Consider the following 24,196-nt stretch of genomic DNA (forward strand, 5'->3'; position numbering starts at 1 on the left):
GGCGGCAGGCCCGGCGGCAGGCCCTCGGGTCCGCCGGGCAGGATGCCGGGTGGCAGGCCACCGGGCCCACCGGGCAGTCCGGGTGCGCCTTCGGGTCCGCCGGGCAGTCCCGGCGGGCCCTCGGCCGGCGGCTGTCCCTCGGCGTTGCCTTCGCCGGGCGCCTGGGCCGCGATCGCGTGGATGACCGGGCGGATGTAGAGACGGGCGGTCTGCCCCAGGTTGCGGGCCTCGTTGCCGTCGTTGCCCGGCACCGTGATCACCAGGTTCTCGCCGTCGACGACGACCTCGGAGCCCGAGACACCGAGCCCGTCGACGCGGGCACTGATGATCTGCTGGGCCTGGGCCAGGGCGTCACGGGTGGGCGGCGTGCCGTCCGGGGTGCGCGCGGTCAGGGTGACCCTGGTGCCGCCCTGCAGGTCGATCCCGAGCTTCGGGTCGGGCTTCTTGTTCCCGGTGAGGAACACCAGGAGGTAGACGCCGACGAGCAGCACCAGAAAGAGCGTCAGGTAGCGGGCAGGATGCACCGGCGCCGAAGACGATGCCACGTTGGTTGGGTCTCCTCGAGATCGAGATCAGTTGCTCAGCACGGCAAAGAGTACGTGCCCGGGCTGAGTGCTCTGCTGTCAGTCTTTCTTCAGGCGGTCCGAATCCGCGGTGGAGTCGACGACTGAGGTGCTCTCGGTCACCTCGGTGGCCGACGACGTGACCTCGTTGGACTCGTCGGTGTCGTCGACGTCGTCGTAGTCATCGGCGTCGGAGGTGATGCGGTCGCGCACTGCCAGCTTCATCCAGGTGGTGACGACTCCGGGGGCGATCTCGAGGTCGATGTTGTCGTCGGTGATGCCGGTGATGGTGCCCTGCAGACCGGACGTGGTGTGAATCCGGTCGCCGATCTGCAGTGACTCGTGCAGGTCGATGGTGGCCTGCATCGCCTTCTTCTGGCGGCGCGATGCGAAGAACATGAATGCGCCAAGGATGATGAGCAGGGGCAGGAAAACGACCAGGTCCATAACGGCAACAGTCTTTCGTGTCGGCTTGTGCGGCGACGGCGCCCCGATTCAACAGTCAGGTCGCGATGCCTCGTAGTTGTCCAGTGTGCCATTGCGGCAGCTGGCAGCCGACTGCCCCGTGCGTTCAATCCGGCACTGCGACGGCCTCGACTCTCTTGGCGGGTCCGGACGTGGTGCCGATCGAAGTGGTCTGTGAGGCGCAACGACGGGCGCGCGCCGCGCAGTCCGGCTCCGTGCCGAGGCGATCGACGATCCCGTCGCACAATCCCGCGCTTGACCACTGATACCGCATCATCTGGCGTATTCTGGTACGAATTCCCGAGCGGGTTGGGGCGGCGGGCGCCGTTTCCAGTCGCGTGGAGCCCGTCGGCGACTAGGCTCGGTGGCGAAGCCGAACCCCTCGCAGTGCCCCTCGAAGACGCCCCGTGATCGCAGGAGTCGTGCCGTGACCCTTCTCGAGCAGAGCCGCCACCTCGTCACCGCCGTTCCGGGACCGAAGTCGCAGGCCCTCATCGACCGCAAGGCCGCCGCCGTGTCGCGCGGCGTGGGCACCACCATGCCGGTGTACGCGGCGCGCGCGGGCGGCGGCATCCTCGAGGACGTCGACGGCAACCGGTTCATCGATCTGGGCTCGGGGATCGCCGTCACCACCATCGGGAACGCGTCGCCGCGCGTGGTGGACGCGGTGCGCACGCAGGTGGCCGAATTCACCCACACCTGCTTCATGGTCACGCCGTACGAGAGCTACGTCGCGGTCGCCGAGGCGCTCAACCGGCTCACCCCCGGCGACGACGAGAAGCGCTCGGCGCTGTTCAACTCCGGCTCCGAGGCCGTCGAGAACGCCGTGAAGATCGCCAGGACCTACACCGGCAGGTCGGCGGTGGTGTCGTTCGACCACGCCTACCACGGCCGCACCAACCTCACGATGGCGCTGACCGCCAAGGTGATGCCCTACAAGCACGGCTTCGGCCCGTTCGCCCCGGAGATCTACCGCGCGCCGCTGTCCTATCCCTTCCGCGACGCGGAGTTCGGCAAGGAGTTGGCGACCGACGGCGAGCTGGCCGCCCGGCGCGCCATCGACGTCATCGACAAGCAGGTCGGCGCGCCGAACCTGGCCGCGGTGATCATCGAACCGATCCAGGGCGAGGGCGGCTTCATCGTGCCCGCCGAGGGGTTCCTGCCCGCCCTGCTCGACTGGTGCCGCCGCAACGGCGTCGTGTTCATCGCCGACGAGGTGCAGACCGGCTTCGCGCGCACCGGGGCGATGTTCGCCTGCGAGCACGAGGGCATCGCGCCCGATCTGATCGTCACCGCCAAGGGCATCGCCGACGGCCTGCCGTTGTCGGCGGTCACCGGCCGCGCCGAGATCATGGACGCCCCGCACGTGTCCGGGCTGGGCGGCACCTACGGTGGCAACCCGCTGGCCTGCGCCGCCGCCCTGGCCACCATCGAGACCATCGAGTCCGACGGGCTCGTCGCTCGCGCCCGCGAGATCGAGACCCTGATGAAGGACCGGCTGCACCGGCTGCAGGCCGAGGACGAGCGCATCGGCGACGTGCGCGGCCGCGGCGCGATGATCGCCGTCGAGCTCGTCAAACCCGGCACCACCGAACCGGACGCCGAGCTCGCCAAGAAACTCGCCGCAGCGGCCCACGCCGCCGGGGTCATCGTGCTGACCTGCGGCACCTACGGCAACGTGCTGCGGTTCCTGCCGCCGCTCGCCATCTCCGACGACCTGCTCGTGGAGGGTCTCGACGTGCTGGCCCTCATCCTCGCCGACCTGTAAAGGAGCCCTCCATGACCACGGTGAAGAACTTCATCAACGGCGAACTCGTCGACTCGGTGTCCGGCGCCACGATGCCGCTCGTCGATCCGTCCACCGGCGAGGAGTACGGCTCCGCCCCGGTGTCCAACGAGCAGGACATCGACAACGCCTACGCCGCGGCGTCGACGGCGTTCAAGTCCTGGAAGAAGTCCACCCCGTCCGACCGGCAGAAGGCACTGCTCGGCCTCGCCGACGAGGTGGAGAAGGCGGCCGCGGACCTGATCAGGGCCGAGGGCCGCAACACCGGCAAGCCCGACCACGTGACGGCGGCCGAGGAGATCCCGCCGATGGTCGACCAGATCCGGTTCTTCGCCGGCGCCGCGCGCGTACTGGAGGGCAGGTCGGCCGGTGAGTACATGGCCGATCACACGTCGTGGATCCGCCGTGAACCGATCGGCGTCATCGGCCAGGTGGCGCCGTGGAACTACCCGATGATGATGGCGATCTGGAAGATCTGCCCGGCGATCGCGGCGGGCAACACCGTGGTGATCAAGCCGAGCGACACCACGCCGGTCACCACCGTGATGCTGGCCGAACTCGCGGCCAGGCACCTGCCGCCCGGTGTGCTCAACGTCGTCACCGGCGACCGCGTCACCGGCGCCAACCTGGTCTCCCATCCGACGCCCGAGATGGTCGCGATCACCGGTTCGGTGGCGGCGGGCCGGGCCGTGGCGGTCAGTGCCGGCGGGAACCTCAAGCGCACCCACCTCGAACTCGGCGGCAAGGCGCCGGTGATCGTGTTCGACGACGCCGACATCGCGGCCGCGGCCGAGGGCATCGCAACCGCCGGCTACTTCAACGCCGGACAGGACTGCACCGCGGCCACCCGCGTGCTCGCACCCGCCTCGATCGTCGGTGACCTGACCGACGCGCTCGCCGAGCAGGCGAAGGCGGCGACGACGACGTTCGGCAGGGCTGCCGACGACGAGGACGCGTGGGTGCCGCCGGTGAACAACGTCAACCAGATGGAGCGTGTGCTCGGCTTCTTCGAGGACGTGCCGGGGCACGCCAAGGTCGCCGCCGGCGGAAACCGGCAGGGCGACAAGGGCTTCTACGTGGAACCGACAGTGGTGGGCGGGCTACTGCAGGACGACCGGATGATCCAGAACGAGATCTTCGGCCCCGTGATCACCGTGCAGAGCTTCTCCGACGAGGACGAGGCGCTGGGTTGGGCCAACGGCGTCGAGTACGGACTGGCGTCGTCGGTGTGGACCAAGGACGTCTCCCGCGCGATCCGCATGTCGAATGCGCTCGACTTCGGCTGCGTGTGGATCAACACGCACATCCCGCTGGTCGCCGAGATGCCGCATGGCGGATTCAAGTCCTCAGGCCACGGCAAGGACCTCTCGATGTACGGCCTGGAGGACTACACGCGCATCAAGCACGTGATGGTCTACACCGGCTGATCGAAGCTCGCCCAGAAGCCTGCCAGCGCACGGTCCACCGTGGCGCTGTCGATGAGCAACGGCGATGAGTGACCGGATCCGGCGGCTGCGACCACGCGCGCGTCGGGCATGGTGCGAGCCACCGCCTGGGCGTCGGCGGGCCGCCACCCGGTGGAGTCGTCGCGGCCGGCGATCATCAGCGTCGGTGCGGCGACCCGGGCGAGGTCGGCGGACATGTCCGGCCTGTGCAGCATCATCGAGCGCATCGCGTGGAACATCGCCGCGGGGTCGGCGTCGAGAAAAGCTCGCATCACCGCGGCAGCCTGCTCCGGTTGCGCAGCAACGGATTCCGGTCCGACCAGGGCATCGGACAGCGGCCCGAGCAGCAGCCGGTTGGGTCCCGTGATGCGGTAGAGCTGAACGAGCGGCCACACCTTGGTCCAGCGTTCGACCGGCCTCAGCGCGTGCGCGGGCGTGCCGATGGTGGCCAGGGTCCGGATCCGTTCCGGCCGGCGCACGGCGAGCTGGATGCCGACGTGGCCGCCCCACGCATTACCCACCCAGTCGACGGGTGCGGTCATCCCCACGGCGTCGAGGACCTGTTCGGCGGCGCGCACGCAGCCGGCGAAAGAGAAGTCGCGGACCAGCGGGTCGCTGCGGCCGTGGGACGGGCCGTCGATCGTGATCACCGTCCGGTCTGCCGCCAGTCGGTCCCCCAGGCCGCACCATGACCTGGAGTCGAGGAACAGGCTGTGCCACAACACCGCCGGACGTCCCCGACCGACCCGGCTGACGTGCAGCCGACCGAGGTCGGTGTCGATGTATTCGGTTCCAGACGCGACTGTCATGAGATCTCCTATTTACTTCGGACCCCGAAACTTCGGTTTCCGTAGTATCGTGCGGAGTCGTGGCGGAGTCAAGTGATCGGCTGGCGGTGGGTCAGCTACTGGTCCGGCTGTTGCGCGAATTCCGCGCCGATCTCGCCGCACCGCGGGCCGAGGCAGGGTACGGCGACGTCCGGGACCCGCACTACCAGATCTTCGGGAACATCAGGATGGGCGGAATCCGGCTGACGGAGTTGGCCGCCCGCGCTCAGCTGAGCCTGGCCGCCGCATCCGAGCTCGTCAACGACCTCGCCGACTCCGGTTACCTGACGCGGCGGGCCGACCCGGCCGACGGCCGTGCCAAGTTGATCGACCTCACGCCACGAGGGGTGCGCCTGATGGCCGATGCCGGCGACCGCGTCGCCGACATCGAGCGCCGGTGGTCAGAATTGGTCGGAAAGTCCGATTATGCGCAGATGTGCGCGACGATGCAGCGGCTGCTCGACGAGATCGACCCGGCCGACTCGCGCGGCTAGGTGGTGACGAGCGCGATGACGATGGCGCGCAGTTCGTCCGCGGTGAACCCGTCACCGTCGACCTCGGCGGCGATCAGGTCGGACAGCAGATCGTCGGACGGCGACGCGCAGCGGGCCGCGACCATCACGTCGATGTAGGAGCCGAGCGCCTCGATGGCGAATTCGTCGGCCTCGTCGGCCCAGCAGGCGACCTGCACCCAGTCGCGGCTCGGCAGTCCGAGCGCGCTGTACAGCACGCAGGCCCACCGGCCGAGCGCGATCTCGGCGATCTCGTCATGGCCCTGCGGCACCGCGGACGGGTTCAGGCGTTCGGCCAGCGCGCGGTGCACCTGCTCGGAGAGGCCGTGCAGGCGAAGTGGCGTGGTCATCGAAAGCCTCCTGTTTCACGGGACGGTACGGCGAGGCGTCGTCGACCGCCCGAACTCCCAGGTAACCACTTCGTGTGGCTAAGCACCATCAAAGGTGCTGCGGAACACAATGTTCCGGCTCATAAGCGGCATGTGGATGTGGGACGGATCACAGAACGGCCGCCGAGCATGCGCTCGACGGCCGTGACTGCCATGCGGCTCAGTGGCGCGCGAGCGTGTTCCCGCTGCCCCGGTTGCGCAGCCGGCTGAGCAGACCGCGCCGCCGCGGGGCGGCCTGCACCTGCTGCTGATCCGCGACCGGCCCGTACCCGGTCGACTGACCGACGGGCTGATCAGCGGCCGGCCCGTAGCCGGCCTGCTGGCCGACGGGCTGCTGCCCGTACCCGGTCGGCTGCCCGAGGCCGGGGTCCTGTCGCACCGGCTGCTCGATCACGGGCTGCGAACCGGTGGTGGTGGTCTCCACCGGCCGCTGCGCATAGGCGATGTCACGCGCACTGCGAACCGACAGCCGGCCGATCGCGATCGCCCCGAGGAACACGATGAGGGCGCCGAGGCCGTAGAAGTAGGTCAGTTCCAGCCAGACCCGCTTGGTGTCGTTCGTGGCCACCGGCGCGCCGGCGTTGCCGAGGCCGAGCGGACCGGCCAGTGCCCGGCCGATGACAAACCATGCCCCGGCCGCCACGGTCAGCCAGCCGCCGAGCATCGCCGTCGCGCGATTGCGCGACGTCAGCATCAGGAAGCCGCCCACGACGGTCACCACGCCGGGCAGCACCTCGAGCCACCCGCGGGCCGTCGTCCACGCCCAGACCTGATCGGGGGTGAAGGCGAAGTCGAAGTAGGGCCCGATGAAGGGGACGAGCGCTCCCCAGAGACCCAGCAAGATCAACAGGAATCCACTCGCGGCCCCGCGGCTGCGCGGAATCCGCATCCGCCCGCCTCGTGCGCGCGCCGCCGGGGTGTCCGTGCTGTCGTAGTCCTTCATGGTGCCTCCTTTGTTGCCGCCGGAGTACCCATCCGGCACCCGGCCGTAACACCCCCGCGCGACCCCGCCACCTGTGTCTTTCCCGCGATCCCTGCCGCGAGATCGACGGCAGGGCCGTGCGCGGCGCACCACCGCGACCGTGGCGCCGAATTCGACGGCGCGCCCGCCGACGGGAGAGCGAGATCACAATACATTGACAGCCTATGTACAGCTGATTTAGGAATAACCTTAGTTTTACTAACGTAGTTCTGATCAGGCGCAGCGTCGCGTCACAAACTGCACCGATTGCACTGGAGATCGCGCATGTCCAATGAGACCCCCGACGAGCGGCTCACCCGCCGCATCGCCGAATTGACCGCCACCGACCCGCAATTCGCCGCCGCCGTCCCGCTCGCGGATGTCAGCGCTGCAGCCGTTGCGCCTGGGCTCCGGCTGCCCGAGGTCATCGAGACGGTCATGGCCGGCTACGCCGACCGGCCCGCACTGGCCCAGCGCACAGTGCGTCTCGTCAAGGACCCGTCGACCGGCGCCACCTCCGCCGAGCTGCTGCCGTCGTTCGACACCGTCACCTACGGCGAGCTGTGGGCGCGCGTGCAGAACCTGGCCGCGGCCTGGGAAGGCAACCCCGTTCATCCCGGCGACCGCGTGGCCATCCTCGGCTTCACCAGCGTCGACTACACCGTCGTCGACACCGCCACCATGCTGCTCGGCGCGGTGTCGGTGCCGCTGCAGACCAGCGCCCCCGTCGAGGCGCTGCAGCCGATCGTCGCCGAGACCGAACCCACCCTGATCGCCGCGGGCATCGACATGCTCGACGACGCCGTCGAGCTGATCCTCACCGGACACCGGCCCACCCGCCTGGTGGTCTTCGACTACCGGCCCGAGGTGACCGCACAGCACCAGGCCTTCGAAGCCGCCCGGCGCAGGCTGGCCGACGGCGGTCACGACGTGCCCGTCGAGACGCTCAGCAGCGAGCTCGCGCGAGGCGCCGGAACGCCGTCCGCGACGACGGCGCCCGCGGCCGACGCCGACCCGCTGAGCCTGCTCATCTACACCTCGGGCAGCACCGGCGCCCCCAAGGGCGCGATGTATCCCGAGCGCAAGGTCGCCGACATGTGGAAGGCGGCCAACAACAACGGCTTTCACGAGCAGAACCCGGTGGTCCCTTCGATCACGCTGAGCTTCATGCCGATGAGCCACGTGATGGGCCGCGGCATCCTCGTCGGCACGCTCGCCGCCGGCGGCACCGTCTACTTCGCCGCAAGGAGCGACCTGTCCACCCTCCTGGAGGATCTCGCGCTGAGCCGGCCGACACAGCTCAGCTTCGTCCCACGGATCTGGGACATGATCTTCCAGGAGTTCACCAGCGAGGTCGACCGGCGCACCGCCGACGGCACCGACCGGTCCGCCGCCGAGGACCAGGTGATGGCCGAGATGCGGCGAAACCTGTTGGGCGGGCGATTCATCGGGGCCATGACGGGATCCGCGCCGCTGTCCCCGGAGATGAAGTCCTGGGTGGAACGGCTACTCGACATGCACCTCGTCGACGGCTACGGCTCCACCGAAGCCGGCGCCGTGTTCGTCGACGGCGTGGTCCGCCGGCCGCCGGTCATCGACTACAAGCTCGTCGACGTCCCCGATCTCGGGTACTTCCACACCGACCGGCCGCACCCGCGCGGCGAACTCCTGGTCAAGTCCGAGCAGCTGTTCCCCGGCTACTACCGCCGGCCCGAGCTGTCCGCCGAGATGTTCGACGGCGATGGCTACTACCGCACCGGCGACATCGTCGCCGAACTCGCACCCGACCGGCTGCAGTACGTCGACCGCCGCAACAACGTGCTCAAACTCTCCCAGGGCGAATTCGTGACGATCGCCAAGGTGGAGTCGGTGTTCGCCACCAGCGCACCGGTTCGCCAGATCTACATCTACGGCAACAGCTCCCGGTCCTACCTGCTCGCCGTAGTCGTGCCGACCGAGGACGCGCTCGCCGAGCACGACCCGGCCGAGCTCAAGGCCCTGCTCACCACCGCCCTTCAGGACGCCGCCAAGGCAGCCGGGCTGCAGTCCTACGAGATCCCCCGGGACTTCCTCGTCGAGACGCAGCCGTTCACCCTGGAGAACGGCCTGCTCACCGGCATCCGCAAGCTGGCCCGGCCGAAGCTCAAGCAGCACTACGGCGAACGGCTCGAGCAGCTCTACATCGACCTCGCCGAAGGGCAGGCCGACGAGCTGCGCACGCTGCGCCGCGACGGTGCCGGGCGGCCGGCTCTGGAGACCATCGGCCGGGCGGCGGGCGCTCTGCTCGGTGCGGCGGCCGCCGATGTGCGGCCCGATTCTCACTTCACCGATCTCGGCGGCGACTCGCTGTCCGCGCTCACCTTCGCCAACCTGCTCAACGAGATCTACGGCATCGACGTGCCCGTCGGTGTCATCGTCAGCCCGGCCAACGATCTGCAGGCCCTGGCCGGCTACATCGAGGCGGAGCGCACGTCGGGCACCAGACGGCCCAACTTCGCCGCCGTGCACGGTCTCTCTGGGTCCGAGCCGGCGATCGAGGCTCGTGCCCACGATCTCACCCTCGACCAGTTCATCGACGCCCGCACACTCGCCGACGCCGCGGCTCTGCCCGCGCCACGCGGCGAGGTCCGCACCGTCCTGCTCACGGGCGCGACCGGATTCCTCGGCCGCTATCTGGCGCTCGACTGGCTGGAGCGGATGTCACTGGTCGGCGGCACGGTGATCTGCCTGGTGCGCGCGAAGGACGACGCCGCCGCCCGGCAGCGCCTGGATCAGACGTTCGACAGCGGTGACCCCGAGCTGCTGCGGCACTACCGCCACCTGGCGGCCGACCATCTCGAGGTGATCGCCGGTGACAAGGGCGAGGCGAATCTCGGCCTTTCCGAGGGGGTTTGGCGCCGACTCGCCGAATCCGTCGACCTGATCGTGGATCCCGCCGCACTGGTCAATCACGTGCTGCCGTACAGCCAGCTGTTCGGCCCGAACGTAGTGGGCACCGCCGAACTGATCCGACTCGCACTCACCGCCAGGCTCAAGCCGTTCACGTATGTCTCCACGATCGGCGTGGGCGCTGGCATCGAACCGGGTCACTTCACCGAAGAAGGCGACATCCGCGCGATCAGCCCGGTGCGCCGGATCGACGACAGCTACGCCAACGGTTACGGCAACAGCAAGTGGGCCGGCGAGGTGCTGCTGCGCGAGGCCCACGACCTGTGCGGCCTGCCGGTCGCGGTGTTCCGCTGCGACATGATCCTGGCCGACACCACCTACGCCGGGCAGCTCAACCTGCCCGACATGTTCACCCGCACCATCCTGAGCCTGGTGGCCACCGGCATCGCGCCCGCGTCGTTCTACGAACTGGACGCCGACGGCCGGCGCAGCCGTGCCCATTACGACGGCCTGCCGGTCGAGTTCATCGCCGAGGCCATCGACACCCTTGGCGCACAGGCGGTGGCGGAGCGCGGATCCGGCTTCGAGACCTACCACGTGATGAATCCCTACGACGACGGCCTCGGGCTCGACGAGTTCGTCGACTGGCTGGTCGACGCCGGTTATCCGATCAGCCGCATCGACGACTACCGCACCTGGCTCGACCGGTTCGAGACGGCCATGCGCGGCCTGCCCCAGCAACAGCGTCAGTATTCGCTCCTGCCGCTGCTGCACAATTATCAACAGCCGGAGAAGCCGATGCGTGGATCCCTCGCGCCGACCGAACGGTTCCGCACCGCGGTGCAGGAGGCCAAAATCGGCGCGGACAAGGACATTCCGCATGTCACCGCACCGGTGATCGTCAAGTACGTCACCGATCTGGAGCTGCTGGGCCTGTTGTGACGAAATCGGCAGATGCCGGACGCTGACACATTGGCGATGTCCAGCAAACCGGTCGTTGAATAGGTAACATCCCGTACCAACGCCGACACGCGAGCAGTTGCGCGGCGAACCGTACGGGGGCGCGAGTAGTGGGCCGGATTCGCCAGTGGTGGGGGCAACCCGACAACTTCCACTGGCTCTCCGAATATCTCGGTGCGCGTCAATTGCTGCGGTTCACCCGATTCATGATGGGCACCATCGTGGCGGCGCTCGGCGCTGTGCCGCTGCTGATGCTGTGGAGCCCGTCGGGCCCGCACTCACAGTTCGGCCGCGCGGTGGCGGTGCTCGTCGCCGTGTGCTGTGCCGCGATGGCGGCGATGTGGTTCACCCGGTGGCCCACGCACCAGCAGTCCGCAACCTTCGCGGTCATGTCGAACGGGTGCATCGCCGCGTCGTGTCTGTTGGAGGTCAACCCCGAGACGGCGCTGCTGGGTTCCATGGCATTCGCCGCACTGGCCGGATACGTCGCGTTCTTCCACTCCGTGCGGTACCTGACGCTGACGCTGTGCACGGCCGCGGGCACCGCACTGTTCGCCGCCTGGGAGATCGCCGCGGCCGGTGACGTCGCGATGGCGGCCGCCAAGCTGCTGGTGGTCACCGTCGGCGTGCTGGCCGTGCCGTTCTCTGGTCAGGTGCTTGTACACCTGCTCAGCGCCGACGCACTGAATGCGAACACCGACCCCTTGACCGGACTGCGGAACCGGCGCGGCTTCCACCGCGGCGCGCGGGAACTCATCGCCGCCTCGACCGGCGATCCGCCGCCGTGCTTCACCGTCGTGATGGTCGACCTGGACGGCTTCAAGAAGGTCAACGACACCCAGGGCCACGCGATCGGCGACCGGATACTGATCGCCGTCGGGGAGAGCCTGCGCCGGGCCAGTCCCGCCGGTTCGGTGGTCGCCCGCGTCGGCGGCGAGGAGTTCCTCGTCGCGGAGACGACGCCCGCGAGTGAGGCCCAGGTGACCGCCGAGCGACTGCGCCGGGCGGTCGCCGCCAACCCGTGGGGCGTCACCGCGAGCCTCGGTGTCGCCAGCGTGACGCTGCTCAGTATCGACGGCGACACCACCAGGCGGATGGTCGGCCATCTCGTCGACTCCGCCGACGCGGCCATGTACGAGGCGAAACGGGCCGGCGGCAACCGGATCCGGCACAGCGGAGCGGCCGTCTTCCGCACCTGAGATCAGGGCGCTGATGTCCTTGATCGGGACCACCGGGGCGCGGGCGGCGAAAAACATTGTGCCGCGGTCCATCTGGCGCTCGTCCTACTCGAACAGGTCGGGCTGTCCAAGCGCGGTGGCCCGGCTGGGCGGTTGCATGCCGAGGTGAGTCCAGGCCTGCGCGGTGGCCACCCGCCCCCGCGGTGTTCGGGCAACCATGCCGGCGCGCACCAGGAACGGCTCACACACCTCCTCGACGGTGGTGGCCTCCTCCCCCACCGCGACCGCCAGCGTGGAGACGCCGACCGGTCCGCCGCCGAAGCTGCGGGTCAGCGCCGACAGCACGGCCCGGTCCAGCCGGTCGAGGCCCAGTTCGTCGACGTCGTAGACCGCGAGCGCGGCCTTCGCGATGTCGCGCGTGATGACGCCGTCGGCCCGCACCTCGGCGTAGTCGCGGACCCGGCGCAGCAACCGGTTGGCGATCCGCGGCGTTCCGCGCGAGCGCCGCGCGATCTCGGCGCCCGCCTCGCCGCCCAGCACGATGCCGAGGATGCCCGCCGAACGGGCCAGCACGCGTTCGAGTTCGGCCGGCTCGTAGAAGTCCATGTGCGCGGTGAACCCGAACCGGTCGCGCAGCGGACCGGTCAGCGCCCCCGACCGGGTGGTGGCGCCGACGAGGGTGAACGGCGCCACCTCGAGCGGAATAGACGTGGCACCGGGACCCTTGCCGACGACCACGTCGACGCGGAAGTCCTCCATCGCCAGGTACAGCATCTCCTCGGCCGGCCGGGCGATGCGGTGTATCTCGTCGATGAACAGCACGTCACCCTCGACGAGGTTGGACAGCATCGCGGCGAGATCCCCGGCGCGCTCCAGCGCCGGACCGGACGTCAGCCGCAGCGACGAGCCCAGCTCCGCGGCGATGATCATCGCCAGCGACGTCTTGCCCAGCCCGGGCGGACCGGACAGCAGGATGTGATCCGGTGTGCCGCCGCGGTTCTTGGCACCCTCGAGGACGAGCTGCAGCTGTTCGCGTACCCGGGGCTGGCCGATGAATTCGCGCAGCGAGCGCGGCCGCAGGCTGGCGTCGACGTCACCCTCGCCGACGGTCAGCGCCGCGGAGACGTCGCGCTCGTCGGGCACCTCGGCGGATTCGGAGTCCTCCGGGCTGTTCGCGAATCGGCCCATCGCTACTTCTTACCCAGCATCGACAGCGCGGCGCGCAGCGCGGCGGCCGTGCTCGCGCCAGGATCGTCGGCGAGCACCTTGTCGGTGGCCTCCTCGGCCTGCTTGGCGGCGAACCCGAGACCGATGAGGGCCTCGACGACCGGTGCGCGTACCGCGTGGCCGCCGATCGCCGACCCACCCGCGGACGGGCCGACCGGTCCGATCTTGTCGCGCAGTTCGAGCACCAGGCGCTCGGCGCCCCGCTTGCCGATGCCGGGCACCCGGGTCAGCGCGGTGACGTCACCGTCGGCCAGAGCCTGCCGGAGCGCCTGTGCATCGTGCACGGCGAGCGTGGCGAGCGCGATCTTCGGTCCGACGCCGGAAACACCCAGCAGGGTGAGGAACAGGTCGCGGGCCTCGGAGTCGCCGAAGCCGTACAGGGTCATGGAGTCCTCGCGCACGATCATCGCCGTGATGAGGCGGGTCTCGGCGCCGCGGCGCAGCGCGGCGAGTGTCGACGGGGTGGCCATCACCTTGTAGCCGACACCCGCGGCCTCGATGACGGCGTGGTCGAGCGCGATGTCGATCACCTCGCCGCGCACCGACGCGATCACGTCGCGCTCCGCGACGGCGCCGGGGACGAACCCTTCTTCGCCTTGGCCTTGGCCTTGAGCGTGGCCCGGTATCTGCGCTGTTGTTCGGCGGCCTGGGCCTCGGCGGCGGCCATCCGCGCGATCATCGGCGCGCGCCAGCAGTGACAGATCGCCAGCGCCAGTGCGTCGGCCGCGTCGGCGGGAGTCGGCTTGGTCTGCAGCGCAAGGATTCTCGTGACCATCGCGGTGACCTGCGCCTTGTCCGCGCGGCCGTTGCCGGTGACGGCGGCCTTGACCTCGCTGGGCGTGTGGAAGTGCACGTCGATGCTGCGCCGCGCCGCGGCGAGGGCGATGACGCCGCCCGCCTGCGCGGTGCCCATCGCCGTGTTGGCGTTCTGGTTGGCGAACACCCGCTCGATCGCGACGACGTCGGGCACGTGGGTGTCCATCCAGTGATCCACGGTGTTGCTGATGGTCAGCAGCCGCTCGGCCAGCGGTGCGTCGGAGGGGGTGCGGACGACGTCGACGTCGAGTGCGATGACCTGGCGGCCGGTGCCGCCCTCGACCACGGAGAGCCCGCAGCGGGTCAACCCCGGGTCGACTCCCATCACGCGCACGCCAGCCCCTTCCCGAACAGCTGTTCGACACCCTAGCGCGCCGCAGCTGCCGGGCCGGGCGGCGACACGCTGGTGTCGCGGCCCCCCGATCAGAGCGTGAAGTGCCCGGACCGGCTGCCCTGGCCGATCTCCAGCGCCAGGTCGTTGAGCCGGCGCCCCGAGGCGGACCAGCCGCGCACCAGTTCGTCGCCGACCTCGGCGTGGGCCCGCTCGATGACGATCCGCCACCGCTGCAGGCCGAGGAATTTCGTCGCCAGCCAGAACGGCCACACCAGCAGGAACGGCGCGGCGATCAGCAGCGCGAACCAGCCGAAGAAGTCGATGTCGGCCCAGTCCCCCATGTCGCCGAACGGCCACCACTTGCGCTTGAGGTTCCACTGGACACCGTTGGGATCCGTCACGACTACCGCCACGCGGCAATTGTGCTGCCAGTGAGCGAATTCCGGGTGATATCCACGCAGCCGCCCGCCGCGCGATGTGACGTCACGCGCGACCGCCGCTACCGTCGCGGGAGACCTGACCTCGATCCGTGGAGCTGATTTCACCCCGATGCCCGACGAGAACGAACTCGAGTCCGCCACCAATCTCGCCGTCACCCTGGCCTGGGCGTGCGGCGCCGTGGTCGCCGCGTACCTGGTGGGAATCATCCTCACCTGGGGGTTACGGCGCGTCGGCCGGCGCAGCGAAGTGCTGTGCGACGTCGCGACACTCACCCGCCGGCCGCTGCGGGCGACGCTGATCGTCTTCGCGGCGTCGGTCGCGGTGCAGCGCACCTCCGACGACGCCGACCCGTGGCGCGGCTGGGTCGACCACACGATGCTGATCGTGAACATCGCCACTCTCACCTGGCTGCTGACCAGCCTGGTGTTGGTGGCCGAGCGGCGGATGATCGCGCGCTACGGCGGCGGCGCGGAGGGCGAGGTGACCGACGCCGACCGGGTCTGGCGGCGGATCCGCACCCAGGTGACGGTGCTGCGCAGGCTCGCGATCGCCGTGGTCGTCGTCCTCGGCCTGGCGGCGATCCTGATGACGTTCCCATCGTTCTCCGACATCGGCACCACCCTGTTCGCCTCGGCCGGTGTGCTGTCGGTGGTCGCCGGCCTGGCCGCGCAGACCTCGCTGGGCGCCGTGTTCGCCGGGATGCAGATCGCGTTCTCGGGCGCGATCCGGGTCGGCGACGTCGTCGAGCTCGAAGAGGGCCGGTGGTGGGGCCGGATCGAGGAGATCACGCTGACCTATGTCGTGGTGCGGCTGTGGGACGAACGCAGGCTGGTGCTGCCGTGCACCTACTTCACCACCACCCCGTTCGAGAACTGGACGCGCAACGCCACCGAGATCATGGGCACCGTCGAGTTCGACGTCGACTTCTCCGTCCCGTTCGCGGACATGCGCGCCGAACTCGACCGCCTACTCGCCGCCAATGACCAGTGGGACGGCCGCCGCGGCGTGCTGCAGGTGACCGACGCCGTCGGCGGGGTGGTCCGGGTGCGGATGATGGTGAGCGCCCCCAACGCGGGGGCGCTGTTCGACCTGCGGTGCGCGGTGCGCGAGGGCATGGTCGACTGGGTGCAGCGCACCCCGCACGCCGTCGTCCCGGCCCACCGGATCAAGCCCGCCCCGGCAGAGCCCGACCGGCCTGCCCGCCGCGACACCGCCACCGAGACCCACCGCGTGGCGTCCAGCCTGTTCTCGGGCAGCCCCGAGGCGGAGAGACGGGGCCGTGCGTTCGACGACACCGTCGACTACGAGGACGAGTTCGCCACCACCAACGGACGCGCCTGACGTACCGGGCGTTCCGCCGACATCCGGGTGAACCCCAGATCTACGATGCGCTCATGGCGTTCACCGGCCCGGCCCAAGACCGGCAGTCCATCCGCGAGCGGCTCGAGCTCTACAGCGACGCCGTCGTCCGGCAGGACCTCGAGGCGTATCTGGCGTGCTGGGCCGAGGACGGGCGGCGCACCGGCGCAGGCGGTGAGTGCCAGGGAGTCGACGAACTCCGCACCCACTGGGGCGAGGTGTTCGGCGCGGTCGAGAAGATGGCGTTCTTCATCCAGGTCGCGGCCATCGAGATCGACGGCGACCGGGCCCGCGCGCGGTCGAACAACCTCGAGATCATGCAGTTCCGCGACGGCAACGCGATGCGACTGGTCGGCGAGTACACCGACGAACTGCGCCGCGACGCCGGCGAGTGGGTGTTCACCCACCGCGACTACCAGGTGCAGCTGACGTTCTAGCCGCCCGGGACTACTCCTCGATCTGGGCGAGGATCTCGTCGGGGATGTCGGCGTTGGTGTAGACGTCCTGCACGTCGTCGCTGTCCTCGAGCGCGTCGACGAGCTTCATGATCTTGCGTGCGCCCTCGGCGTCCAGCGGCACCGTCACCGACGGCTGGAATCCGGCCTCCGCCGAGTCGTAGTCGATACCGGCCTCCTGCAGGGCGGAGCGCACCGCAACCAGATCGGTCGGCTCGGAGAGGATCTCGAAGCTGTCGCCCAGGTCGGTGACGTCCTCGGCGCCCGCGTCGAGCACCGCCGCGAGCACGTCGTCCTCGGCGAGGCCGTTCTTCTCGAGCGTGATGACGCCCTTGCGGGAGAACAGGTAAGACACCGAACCGGGGTCGGCCATGTTGCCGCCGTTGCGGGTCATCGCGACGCGCACCTCGCCGGCGGCGCGGTTGCGGTTGTCGGTGAGGCACTCGACCAGCACCGCCACCCCGTTGGGGCCGTAGCCCTCGTAGGTGATGGTCTGCCAGTCGGCGCCGCCGGCCTCTTCACCGGCGCCGCGCTTGCGGGCGCGCTCGATGTTGTCGTTGGGCACCGAGTTCTTCTTCGCCTTCTGGATGGCGTCGTAGAGCGTCGGGTTACCGGCCGGGTCGCCACCGCCGACACGGGCGGCCACCTCCACGTTCTTGATCAGCTTGGCGAAGTTCTTGCCGCGCCGGGCATCGATGATCGCCTTCTTGTGCTTCGTGGTGGCCCACTTGGAATGGCCGCTCATCGGGGACTACCTCGCTCTGGTCGGTGCTCTGCTCGATCGGTGGCAACCCGACGATTCTACGTGCCGCGATGCCGGCGGTGAGCGTGCAACGCGCGACGAGGACCGCGGAGGATCAGCGCACCGCCTCCAGCGGGGTCAGGGCGGTGACGCGGTAGCCGACCCCGGCCGGCCAGCCGATGTGCGCCCGCAGCCACAGATGGATCCACGTCGGCACCCCGGACGGGTCGTCGGCGAAGGTCGCCGCGGTGTCGATCACCGCCCCGGTGTCGCCGGCCGCCTGCAGTGTCACCGACAGGGTCAGTATCGCCTCGCCGAGCGCCGCGCGATCGTAGGCCAGGCTGTCGGGCAGGAAGAAGCCGGCCTCGAAGGTGGCGTTGCGCAGTCCTCGCGGCGCGCTGCGCGAGCGTTGCATCACCGGGCCCGAGACGTACGGCTTGCCGTCGAACCAGGCCGTTCCGGTGTACTCGGTGCGCCGCGCCTCCCCGCCGCCGGCCAACCGCACCACGGTGTCGATCCTCGGCTGGGGCTCCACCTCGACCATCGTCATCGGCCCACCTCTACCTCTGTTACATCCGCCACAGCACTTCTCCGGTGAACTTACTCCGGAGTAAGATCGCCGTCATGTCGTTCTCCCTCGAACTGTCCCCCGACCTCATCCACGTCCGGGACTGGGTTCACGATTTCGCCGCCGACGTCATCCGCCCGGCCGCCGCCGAGTGGGACGAACGCGAAGAGACGCCCTGGCCGATCATCCAGGAGGCCGCCAAGGTCGGGCTGTACTCGATGGAGTTGTTCGCCGAGCAGGCAGGTGAACCCACCGGCCTCGGGCTGCTGGTGGTGTTCGAGGAGATGTTCTGGGGCGACGCCGGCATCGCACTGTCGATCCTGGGCACCGGACTGGCCGCGGCGTCGCTGGCGGCCAACGGGACGCCCGAGCAGCTCGGCGAGTGGCTGCCGCAGATGTTCGGCACCGTCGACGACCCGAAGGTCGCGTCGTTCTGCTCGTCGGAGCCCGGCGCCGGATCCGACGTCGGCGCGATCCTGACCAAGGCTCGCTACGACGAGGCCACCGACGAGTGGGTCCTCAACGGCACCAAGACGTGGGCCACCAACGGCGGCATCGCCAACGTCCACATCGTCGTGGCGTCGGTGCACCCCGATCTGGGCACCCGCGGCCAGGCGACGTTCATCATCCCGCCCGACACACCGGGTTTCACGCAGGGCCAGAAGTTCCTCAAGCACGGCATCCGGGCGTCGCACACCGCCGAGGTGGTGCTGGACGACGTCCGCATCCCCGGCAGCCTCATCGTCGGCGGCAAGGAGAAGTTCGACGAGCGCATCGCCAGGGCGCGCGAGGGCAAGAGCTCCAAGGGCCAGGCGGCGATGGCCACGTTCGAACGCACCCGGCCCACCGTCGGCGCGATGGCCGTCGGGGTGGCACAGGCGGCCTACGAGTACGCACTCGACTACGCCAGGCAGCGGGAACAGTTCGGCCGCAAGATCGGTGAGTTCCAGGCGATCGCGTTCAAGCTCGCCGACATGAAAGCCCGTATCGACGCGGCGCGCCTGCTGGTCTACCGCGCCGGGTGGATGGCACGCAACGGCAAGACGTTCGACAACGCCGAGGGGTCGATGGCCAAGCTGGTCGCCAGCGAGACCGCGGTCTACGTCACCGACGAGGCGATCCAGATCCTCGGCGGCAACGGCTACACCCGCGACTACCCGGTGGAGCGCATGCACCGCGACGCCAAGATCTTCACGATCTTCGAAGGCACCAGCGAGATCCAGCGGCTGGTGATCGGGCGGGCGGTCACCGGTCTGCCGATCCGCTGACCCCGGGCCGGCGGCGCCGGCGGCACGGTTTGCTGCAGACGGAACATCACCGTCACAGACCGGAAACAAAGTCGCCCTAATTTTGCCGAATGACCCAAGAGCTCAGCGACGAGGTGCGGCGCAACGAGGCGGTCGAGGCCGACCTCGACACCATGACTGCCACCAAGGAAACGCTGGAGGACTACACGCTGCGCTTCGCGCCGCGCAGCTACCGCAAGTGGTCCACCCGGGTGGTGGGCATCTCGGCCCTCGGCGGCATCGCCTATCTCGCGGACTTCGCGATCGGCGCCAACATCGGCATCGCCTACGGAACCACCAACGCGCTCTGGGGGATCCTGATCTTCGCGGTCGTCGTGATGGTGACCGGATTCCCGGTGGCGTACTACGCGGCGCGCTACAACATCGACCTCGACCTGATCACCCGCGGCAGCGGATTCGGCTACTACGGCTCGGTGGTCACCAACGTCATCTTCGCGACGTTCACCTTCATATTCTTCGCGCTCGAGGGCTCGATCATGGCCCAGGGTCTCGAACTCGGTCTCGGCATCCCGCTGTGGGCCGGTTATGCGCTGTCCACCGTCATCATCTTCCCGCTGGTGATCTACGGCATGAAAGTCCTGTCGACACTTCAGGTCTGGACCACCCCGCTGTGGCTGGTGCTGATGGTCGCGCCGTTCGTCTACCTCGTGGTCAGCCATCCCGAATCGGTCGGCGACTTCTTCGCCTACCAGGGTGAGAGCGGCACCGGCGGCTTCGACCTCGGGATGACGCTGCTGGCCGCAGGGGTGTGTCTGTCGCTGATCGTTCAGATCGCCGAGCAGATCGACTACCTGCGATTCATGCCTCCCCGCACACCGGAGAACAGCCGCAGCTGGTGGACCTGGATGTTCCTCGCCGGACCCGGCTGGGTGATCTTCGGCGCCATCAAGCAGGTTGTCGGCCTGTTCCTGGCGGTGTACCTGATCGCCAACGTCTTCGACGGCGTCGTGGCGAACGCCAACGAGCCGGTGCACCAGTTCCTGGAGATCTACCGGAACTTCCTGCCGCCGTGGCTGGCCATGACCCTCGCGGTGATCCTGGTGGTGATCAGCCAGGTGAAGATCAACGTGACCAACGCCTACTCCGGTTCGCTGGCGTGGACCAACTCGTTCACCCGCGTCACCAAGCACTACCCGGGCCGGCTGGTGTTCCTGGCGTTCAACCTGGTGATCGCGCTGATCCTGATGGAAGCCAACATGTTCGCGTTCCTGAACTCGATCCTCGGGTTCTACGCCAACTGCGGCATCGCCTGGGTCGTCGTGGTGGCCTCGGATATCGTGTTCAACAAGTACCTGCTGAAGCTCTCGCCGCTGCAGCCCGAGTTCCGCCGCGGCATGCTGTACGCCGTCAACCCGGTCGGCTTCGTCTCGCTGTTCGTCGCCGCCGGGGTGTCACTGCTGACGTTCTTCGGGGTGCTGGGCGAAGCGATCCGGCCGTACTCACCGCTGGTGGCGATGGTGCTCGGACTGGTGCTGCCGCCGATCCTCGCCGTCGCGACCAAGGGCAAGTACTACCTGCGGCGCACCGACGACGGCATCGACCTGCCGATGTACGACGAGCTGGGCAACCCGTCCGGCGAGCACCTCAAATGCCATGTCTGCCATCATGATTACGAGCGGCCGGACATGATGAAGTGCGCGACGCACGACGCCTTCGTCTGCTCGCTGTGCCTGTCCACCGACAAGGTCGCCGATCACGTCCTGCCCGCTTCTTGAGTGATTTCGGCGCGCTTTCGATCGGGCAGCGATCGAAAGCGCGCCGAAATCGCGTCTTAGAGGGAGTCGACGAAGAGCTTGTGCACGCGGCGGTCGCCGGTGATCTCCGGATGGAACGCCGTCGCCAGCACCGGACCCTGCCGCACCGCCACCGGATGTCCGGCCGCCGTGGCGAGGATCTCGACGTCGGGTCCGACCCGTTCCACCCACGGCGCCCGGATGAACACCGCGTGCACCGACCCGTCGAGGCCGGTGAAGTCGATGTCGCCTTCGAACGAGTCCACCTGACGCCCGAAAGCGTTGCGCCGCACCGTGATGTCGATCGCCTTCAGCGGGTCGGCCTGCCTGCCCGCCGCACCCGCGTCGAGGATCTCGGTGGCCAGCAGAATCATCCCCGCACACGAGCCGTAGGCCGGCATGCCGTCGGCGAGGCGGGCGCGCAGCGGATCGAGCAGGTCGAGTTCACGCAGCAGCAGACTCATCGTGGTGGACTCCCCGCCGGGGATCACCAGCGCGTCAACCGACTCGAGTTCGCCGCGGCGCCGCACCGTCACCGCCTCGGCGCCGGCTTCGTGCAACGCCGCCAGATGCTCGCGGGTGTCGCCCTGCAGCGCGAGCACCCCGATGCGGGCGCTCACTCCCCCGCCGGCGAATAGTCGCGCTTGAAGCGGGTCAACCCCTCCTGCATCACCGCCGCGACCATCTCGCCGTAGCGGTTGAACAACTTGCCCTGCGTCAGCGCGCGACCACCGCACGCCGACGGCGACGACTGGTCGTAGAGCAGCCACTCGTCGGCGCGGAACGGCCGCATGAACCACATCGCATGGTCCAGCGAGGCGATCATCAGGTGCTTGCGCTCGTCGGGATGGTTCACCTGCGCCGACCCCAGCAGCGTGAGATCGCTCAGGTAGGCCAACGCGCAGATGTGCAGTACCGGATCGTCGGGCAGCGGGTCGCGGTGCCGGAACCAGACCTGTTGCTGCGAGGCCTTACCCGGCAGCAGCGGCACCTGATCGCGCGGCACGATGCGCACGTCCCACTCGTCGAACTGCCGGAAGCCTGCGTCGTCGAAGACCTTGCTGGCCGACTTGAAATCCGGGATGTCGTCGGGCGGCGGCGCAGCGGGCATGGCGTCCTGGTGTTCGATGCCGCTCTGGTCGGTCTGGAACGACGCCGACATCGAGAAGATCGTCTCGCCGTGCTGGATCGCGGTCACCCGCCGGGTGCAGAACGACCCGCCGTCGCGCAGGCGCTCGACCGAGTAGACCGAGGGCGCCCGGGCGTCACCGCCGCGCAGGAAGTACCCGTGCAGCGAGTGCACCTGGAACCTGGGGTCGACGGTCCGCACGGCGGAGACCAGCGACTGGCCGGCGACGTGTCCGCCGAATGTGCGCTGCAGGAATCCCGACTCGGGACTGAACACGCCGCCGCGGTAGATGTTGACCTCGATCTGCTCGAGGTCGAGGATCTCCTCGATCGCCACTTGTGCGCTCTACCAGCCGCGTTCGGCCAGCCGGTGCGGCTGCGCGATGTCCTCGACGTTGATGCCGACCATGGCCTCGCCCAGCCCGCGCGACACCTTCGCCAGCACGTCGGGGTCGTCGTAGAACGTGGTGGCCTTGACGATCGCGGCCGCGCGCTCCACCGGGTTGCCCGACTTGAAGATGCCCGATCCGACGAACACACCCTCGGCGCCGAGCTGCATCATCATCGCCGCATCGGCCGGGGTCGCGATGCCGCCCGCGGTGAACAGCGTGACCGGCAGCTTGCCCGCCCGCGCCACCTCGGCGACCAGCTCGTAGGGCGCCTGCAGTTCCTTGGCGGCCACGAACAGCTCGTCGGGCGACAGCGACGTCAGCCGGCGGATCTCGCCGCCGATCTTGCGCATGTGGGTGGTGGCGTTGGAGACGTCACCGGTGCCGGCCTCACCCTTGGAGCGGATCATCGCCGCGCCCTCGGTCAGCCGCCGCAGCGCCTCGCCGAGGTTGGTGGCGCCGCAGACGAACGGCACGGTGAACTTCCACTTGTCGATGTGGTTGGTGTAGTCGGCCGGGGTGAGCACCTCGGACTCGTCGATGTAGTCGACGCCCAGGCTCTGCAGGATCTGCGCCTCGACGAAGTGGCCGATCCGGGCCTTGGCCATCACCGGAATCGTGACGGCGTCGATGATGCCCTCGATCATGTCGGGGTCGCTCATCCGCGAGACGCCGCCCTGGGCCCGGATGTCGGCGGGCACCCGCTCGAGCGCCATCACCGCGACCGCGCCGGCGGCCTCGGCGATACGCGCCTGCTCGGGGGTGACCACATCCATGATCACGCCGCCCTTGAGCATCTCGGCCATGCCGCGTTTGACGCGGGCGGTACCCGTCTGCGCGGATCCGTTGGTCGACCCGTTAGGTGCGGTTTCCATCGTCATCTCCTCCAAGCGCTACTGATCCAGTCTAAACGAGCTGCCAAATCGATTAGATCCGCAGTTCAGCGGATCGATTGCAACTCGCGATGGCCGGACCCGTCCGCCAGTTCGTTCGCCTCCACCAGCAGCTCGCCGAGCTGCCGCGGATACACCGCCTCGCCGGCGGCGACCAGTTCTCCGATCATTGTCGCATCGCACCAGCGGTGGCCGTGAATGTAGCGGCGCTCGAGCTCCGTCCGGCCTGCCGCCGACACCTCGAACCGCCGAGTGCGGTGCACGAAGAACAACTCGATGCTGCGCACCACCGAACCGTTGAAGTCGATGGTCGCCTCCCGGTGCCACACCGGCCCGATCAGCTGCGACCGGTCGATGCGCAGTCCCGTCTCCTCGAACACCTCCCGCGCCGCGGCGTCGGGAAGTTCCTCACCCGGCTGCACCGCGCCACCGATGGTGAACCACCACCGGGGCGGGTCGGTGTCGGCCGAAGCGGGATCGGAGCCGCAGAACAGCAGCACCGCGCCCGACTCGTCGAGCAGCACCACGCGCGCCGACGTGCGGCGGCTGACCGGCCCAGGATCGTCGTCCGACGCCTCCGCGCGTTCGGCGATCTCGAAGTACGTCGGCAGCGCAGCCGTGCCGCCGAGCCGCAGCAGGCGCACCGCGGCCCGCTCCCGCAGTGCCAGCGTGTCGCGCACCGCGTCGTTGTGGAACCGCCGCGCCAGCAGCACTCGGGCCTCGGCATCGGCCAGCTCGGCGAGCAGCGGGACGGGCACCGCCGCCGGGTCGACCATCGCCAGCGCCGAGGACAGATCGTTCTCGGCGGCCTCCCGCGCCGACCGCGGCG

At 69.1% G+C, this 24,196-nt stretch carries 23 protein-coding genes and 1 pseudogene; 9 read left to right on the top strand and 15 right to left on the bottom strand.

Going from position 1 to position 24,196, the window contains the following annotated elements; translation table 11 throughout:
- A pseudogene (locus H7I41_RS19325) lies at positions 1 to 545 on the bottom strand (protein translocase subunit SecD); the annotation flags it as partial.
- Positions 546 to 623: 78 nt separating this feature from the next.
- Complete coding sequence (gene yajC, locus H7I41_RS19330) at positions 624 to 1,010, bottom strand: preprotein translocase subunit YajC (protein ID WP_264014229.1); 387 nt, start codon at positions 1,008 to 1,010, stop codon at positions 624 to 626.
- A 445-nt stretch (positions 1,011 to 1,455) separates the two neighbouring features.
- Here yajC and gabT point away from each other — a divergent pair, with 445 nt between their 5' ends.
- Both gabT and H7I41_RS19340 read left to right on the top strand, forming a co-directional pair.
- A complete protein-coding gene (gabT, locus tag H7I41_RS19335; protein ID WP_264014230.1) occupies positions 1,456 to 2,796 on the top strand; it encodes a 4-aminobutyrate--2-oxoglutarate transaminase in 1,341 nt (446 codons plus the stop codon).
- An 11-nt stretch (positions 2,797 to 2,807) separates the two neighbouring features.
- Positions 2,808 to 4,241 carry a gamma-aminobutyraldehyde dehydrogenase gene (locus H7I41_RS19340; protein WP_264014231.1) on the top strand — a complete coding sequence of 478 codons (1,434 nt, stop codon included), beginning with the start codon at positions 2,808 to 2,810 and terminating at the stop codon, positions 4,239 to 4,241.
- Here H7I41_RS19340 and H7I41_RS19345 read toward each other — a convergent pair.
- Positions 4,229 to 5,068, bottom strand: a complete 840-nt coding sequence (locus tag H7I41_RS19345; RefSeq protein WP_264014232.1) for an alpha/beta fold hydrolase — start codon at positions 5,066 to 5,068, stop codon at positions 4,229 to 4,231. The two genes, H7I41_RS19340 and H7I41_RS19345, sit on opposite strands and share 13 nt — an antisense overlap.
- Positions 5,069 to 5,127: 59 nt before the next feature.
- On the opposite strand from H7I41_RS19345, the gene H7I41_RS19350 reads away from it, so the two are divergent.
- Positions 5,128 to 5,580: a MarR family winged helix-turn-helix transcriptional regulator gene (locus H7I41_RS19350; protein ID WP_264014233.1), complete on the top strand. Its 453-nt coding sequence runs from the start codon at positions 5,128 to 5,130 to the stop codon at positions 5,578 to 5,580.
- Here H7I41_RS19350 and H7I41_RS19355 read toward each other — a convergent pair.
- The gene (locus tag H7I41_RS19355) at positions 5,577 to 5,948 is read right to left on the bottom strand and encodes a cytochrome P450 family protein (protein WP_264014234.1); all 372 of its coding nucleotides are present in this window, start codon (positions 5,946 to 5,948) and stop codon (positions 5,577 to 5,579) included. The genes H7I41_RS19350 and H7I41_RS19355 overlap by 4 nt on opposite strands.
- Before the next feature lie 199 nt (positions 5,949 to 6,147).
- Positions 6,148 to 6,930: a hypothetical protein gene (locus H7I41_RS19360; RefSeq protein ID WP_264014235.1), complete on the bottom strand. Its 783-nt coding sequence runs from the start codon at positions 6,928 to 6,930 to the stop codon at positions 6,148 to 6,150.
- 303 nt (positions 6,931 to 7,233) lie between these two features.
- Between H7I41_RS19360 and car the strand changes: the two genes are divergently transcribed.
- Together car and H7I41_RS19370 are read left to right on the top strand one after the other, a co-directional pair.
- A complete protein-coding gene (gene car, locus H7I41_RS19365; RefSeq protein WP_264014236.1) occupies positions 7,234 to 10,779 on the top strand; it encodes a carboxylic acid reductase in 3,546 nt (1,181 codons plus the stop codon).
- 128 nt (positions 10,780 to 10,907) lie between these two features.
- Positions 10,908 to 11,996: a GGDEF domain-containing protein gene (locus H7I41_RS19370; protein ID WP_264014237.1), complete on the top strand. Its 1,089-nt coding sequence runs from the start codon at positions 10,908 to 10,910 to the stop codon at positions 11,994 to 11,996.
- Positions 11,997 to 12,080: 84 nt separating this feature from the next.
- Here the strand turns inward: H7I41_RS19370 and ruvB are convergent, their stop codons facing one another.
- The 4 genes from ruvB to H7I41_RS19390 form a co-directional block, all read right to left on the bottom strand.
- Positions 12,081 to 13,163 carry a Holliday junction branch migration DNA helicase RuvB gene (ruvB, locus tag H7I41_RS19375; RefSeq protein WP_264014238.1) on the bottom strand — a complete coding sequence of 361 codons (1,083 nt, stop codon included), beginning with the start codon at positions 13,161 to 13,163 and terminating at the stop codon, positions 12,081 to 12,083.
- A 2-nt stretch (positions 13,164 to 13,165) separates the two neighbouring features.
- A complete protein-coding gene (gene ruvA / locus H7I41_RS19380) occupies positions 13,166 to 13,756 on the bottom strand; it encodes a Holliday junction branch migration protein RuvA (RefSeq protein ID WP_264014239.1) in 591 nt (196 codons plus the stop codon).
- The gene (gene ruvC / locus H7I41_RS19385) at positions 13,753 to 14,352 is read right to left on the bottom strand and encodes a crossover junction endodeoxyribonuclease RuvC (protein WP_264014240.1); all 600 of its coding nucleotides are present in this window, start codon (positions 14,350 to 14,352) and stop codon (positions 13,753 to 13,755) included. The genes ruvA and ruvC overlap by 4 nt, the downstream gene beginning before the upstream one ends.
- A gap of 89 nt (positions 14,353 to 14,441) precedes the next feature.
- A complete protein-coding gene (locus H7I41_RS19390; protein WP_264014241.1) occupies positions 14,442 to 14,765 on the bottom strand; it encodes a hypothetical protein in 324 nt (107 codons plus the stop codon).
- Between the two features lie 136 nt (positions 14,766 to 14,901).
- On the opposite strand from H7I41_RS19390, the gene H7I41_RS19395 reads away from it, so the two are divergent.
- Both H7I41_RS19395 and H7I41_RS19400 read left to right on the top strand, forming a co-directional pair.
- Positions 14,902 to 16,134: a mechanosensitive ion channel family protein gene (locus H7I41_RS19395; RefSeq protein WP_264014242.1), complete on the top strand. Its 1,233-nt coding sequence runs from the start codon at positions 14,902 to 14,904 to the stop codon at positions 16,132 to 16,134.
- A 53-nt stretch (positions 16,135 to 16,187) separates the two neighbouring features.
- Positions 16,188 to 16,589 carry a YybH family protein gene (locus H7I41_RS19400; protein WP_264014243.1) on the top strand — a complete coding sequence of 134 codons (402 nt, stop codon included), beginning with the start codon at positions 16,188 to 16,190 and terminating at the stop codon, positions 16,587 to 16,589.
- A gap of 10 nt (positions 16,590 to 16,599) precedes the next feature.
- On the opposite strand, the gene H7I41_RS19405 is transcribed toward H7I41_RS19400, so the two are convergent.
- Both H7I41_RS19405 and H7I41_RS19410 read right to left on the bottom strand, forming a co-directional pair.
- On the bottom strand, positions 16,600 to 17,352 hold the full coding sequence (locus H7I41_RS19405; RefSeq protein ID WP_264014244.1) for a YebC/PmpR family DNA-binding transcriptional regulator: 753 nt from the start codon (positions 17,350 to 17,352) through the stop codon (positions 16,600 to 16,602).
- A gap of 112 nt (positions 17,353 to 17,464) precedes the next feature.
- Entirely contained in the window at positions 17,465 to 17,899 is a 435-nt protein-coding gene (locus H7I41_RS19410; protein WP_264014245.1) for a hypothetical protein, read from the bottom strand.
- 74 nt (positions 17,900 to 17,973) lie between these two features.
- Between H7I41_RS19410 and H7I41_RS19415 the strand changes: the two genes are divergently transcribed.
- Positions 17,974 to 19,185, top strand: a complete 1,212-nt coding sequence (locus H7I41_RS19415; protein WP_264014246.1) for an acyl-CoA dehydrogenase family protein — start codon at positions 17,974 to 17,976, stop codon at positions 19,183 to 19,185.
- Positions 19,186 to 19,337: 152 nt separating this feature from the next.
- Complete coding sequence (locus H7I41_RS19420) at positions 19,338 to 20,939, top strand: purine-cytosine permease family protein (protein ID WP_264014251.1); 1,602 nt, start codon at positions 19,338 to 19,340, stop codon at positions 20,937 to 20,939.
- A gap of 56 nt (positions 20,940 to 20,995) precedes the next feature.
- Here the strand turns inward: H7I41_RS19420 and pdxT are convergent, their stop codons facing one another.
- The 4 genes from pdxT to H7I41_RS19440 all read right to left on the bottom strand — a co-directional run.
- Positions 20,996 to 21,577 (bottom strand): pyridoxal 5'-phosphate synthase glutaminase subunit PdxT, encoded by a 582-nt coding sequence (pdxT, locus tag H7I41_RS19425; protein WP_264014247.1) that lies wholly within the window; start codon positions 21,575 to 21,577, stop codon positions 20,996 to 20,998.
- Complete coding sequence (gene tesB / locus H7I41_RS19430) at positions 21,574 to 22,422, bottom strand: acyl-CoA thioesterase II (protein ID WP_264014248.1); 849 nt, start codon at positions 22,420 to 22,422, stop codon at positions 21,574 to 21,576. Before tesB ends, pdxT begins: the two co-directional genes overlap by 4 nt.
- Positions 22,423 to 22,431: 9 nt before the next feature.
- Positions 22,432 to 23,349 carry a pyridoxal 5'-phosphate synthase lyase subunit PdxS gene (gene pdxS / locus H7I41_RS19435; protein ID WP_264014249.1) on the bottom strand — a complete coding sequence of 306 codons (918 nt, stop codon included), beginning with the start codon at positions 23,347 to 23,349 and terminating at the stop codon, positions 22,432 to 22,434.
- A gap of 65 nt (positions 23,350 to 23,414) precedes the next feature.
- Positions 23,415 to 24,196: NUDIX hydrolase (locus H7I41_RS19440; protein WP_264014250.1), on the bottom strand; the 782-nt coding region annotated here is incomplete at its 5' end.

The sequence above is a fragment of the [Mycobacterium] manitobense genome (assembly GCF_025821665.1).
Classification (GTDB): domain Bacteria; phylum Actinomycetota; class Actinomycetes; order Mycobacteriales; family Mycobacteriaceae; genus Mycobacterium; species Mycobacterium arseniciresistens.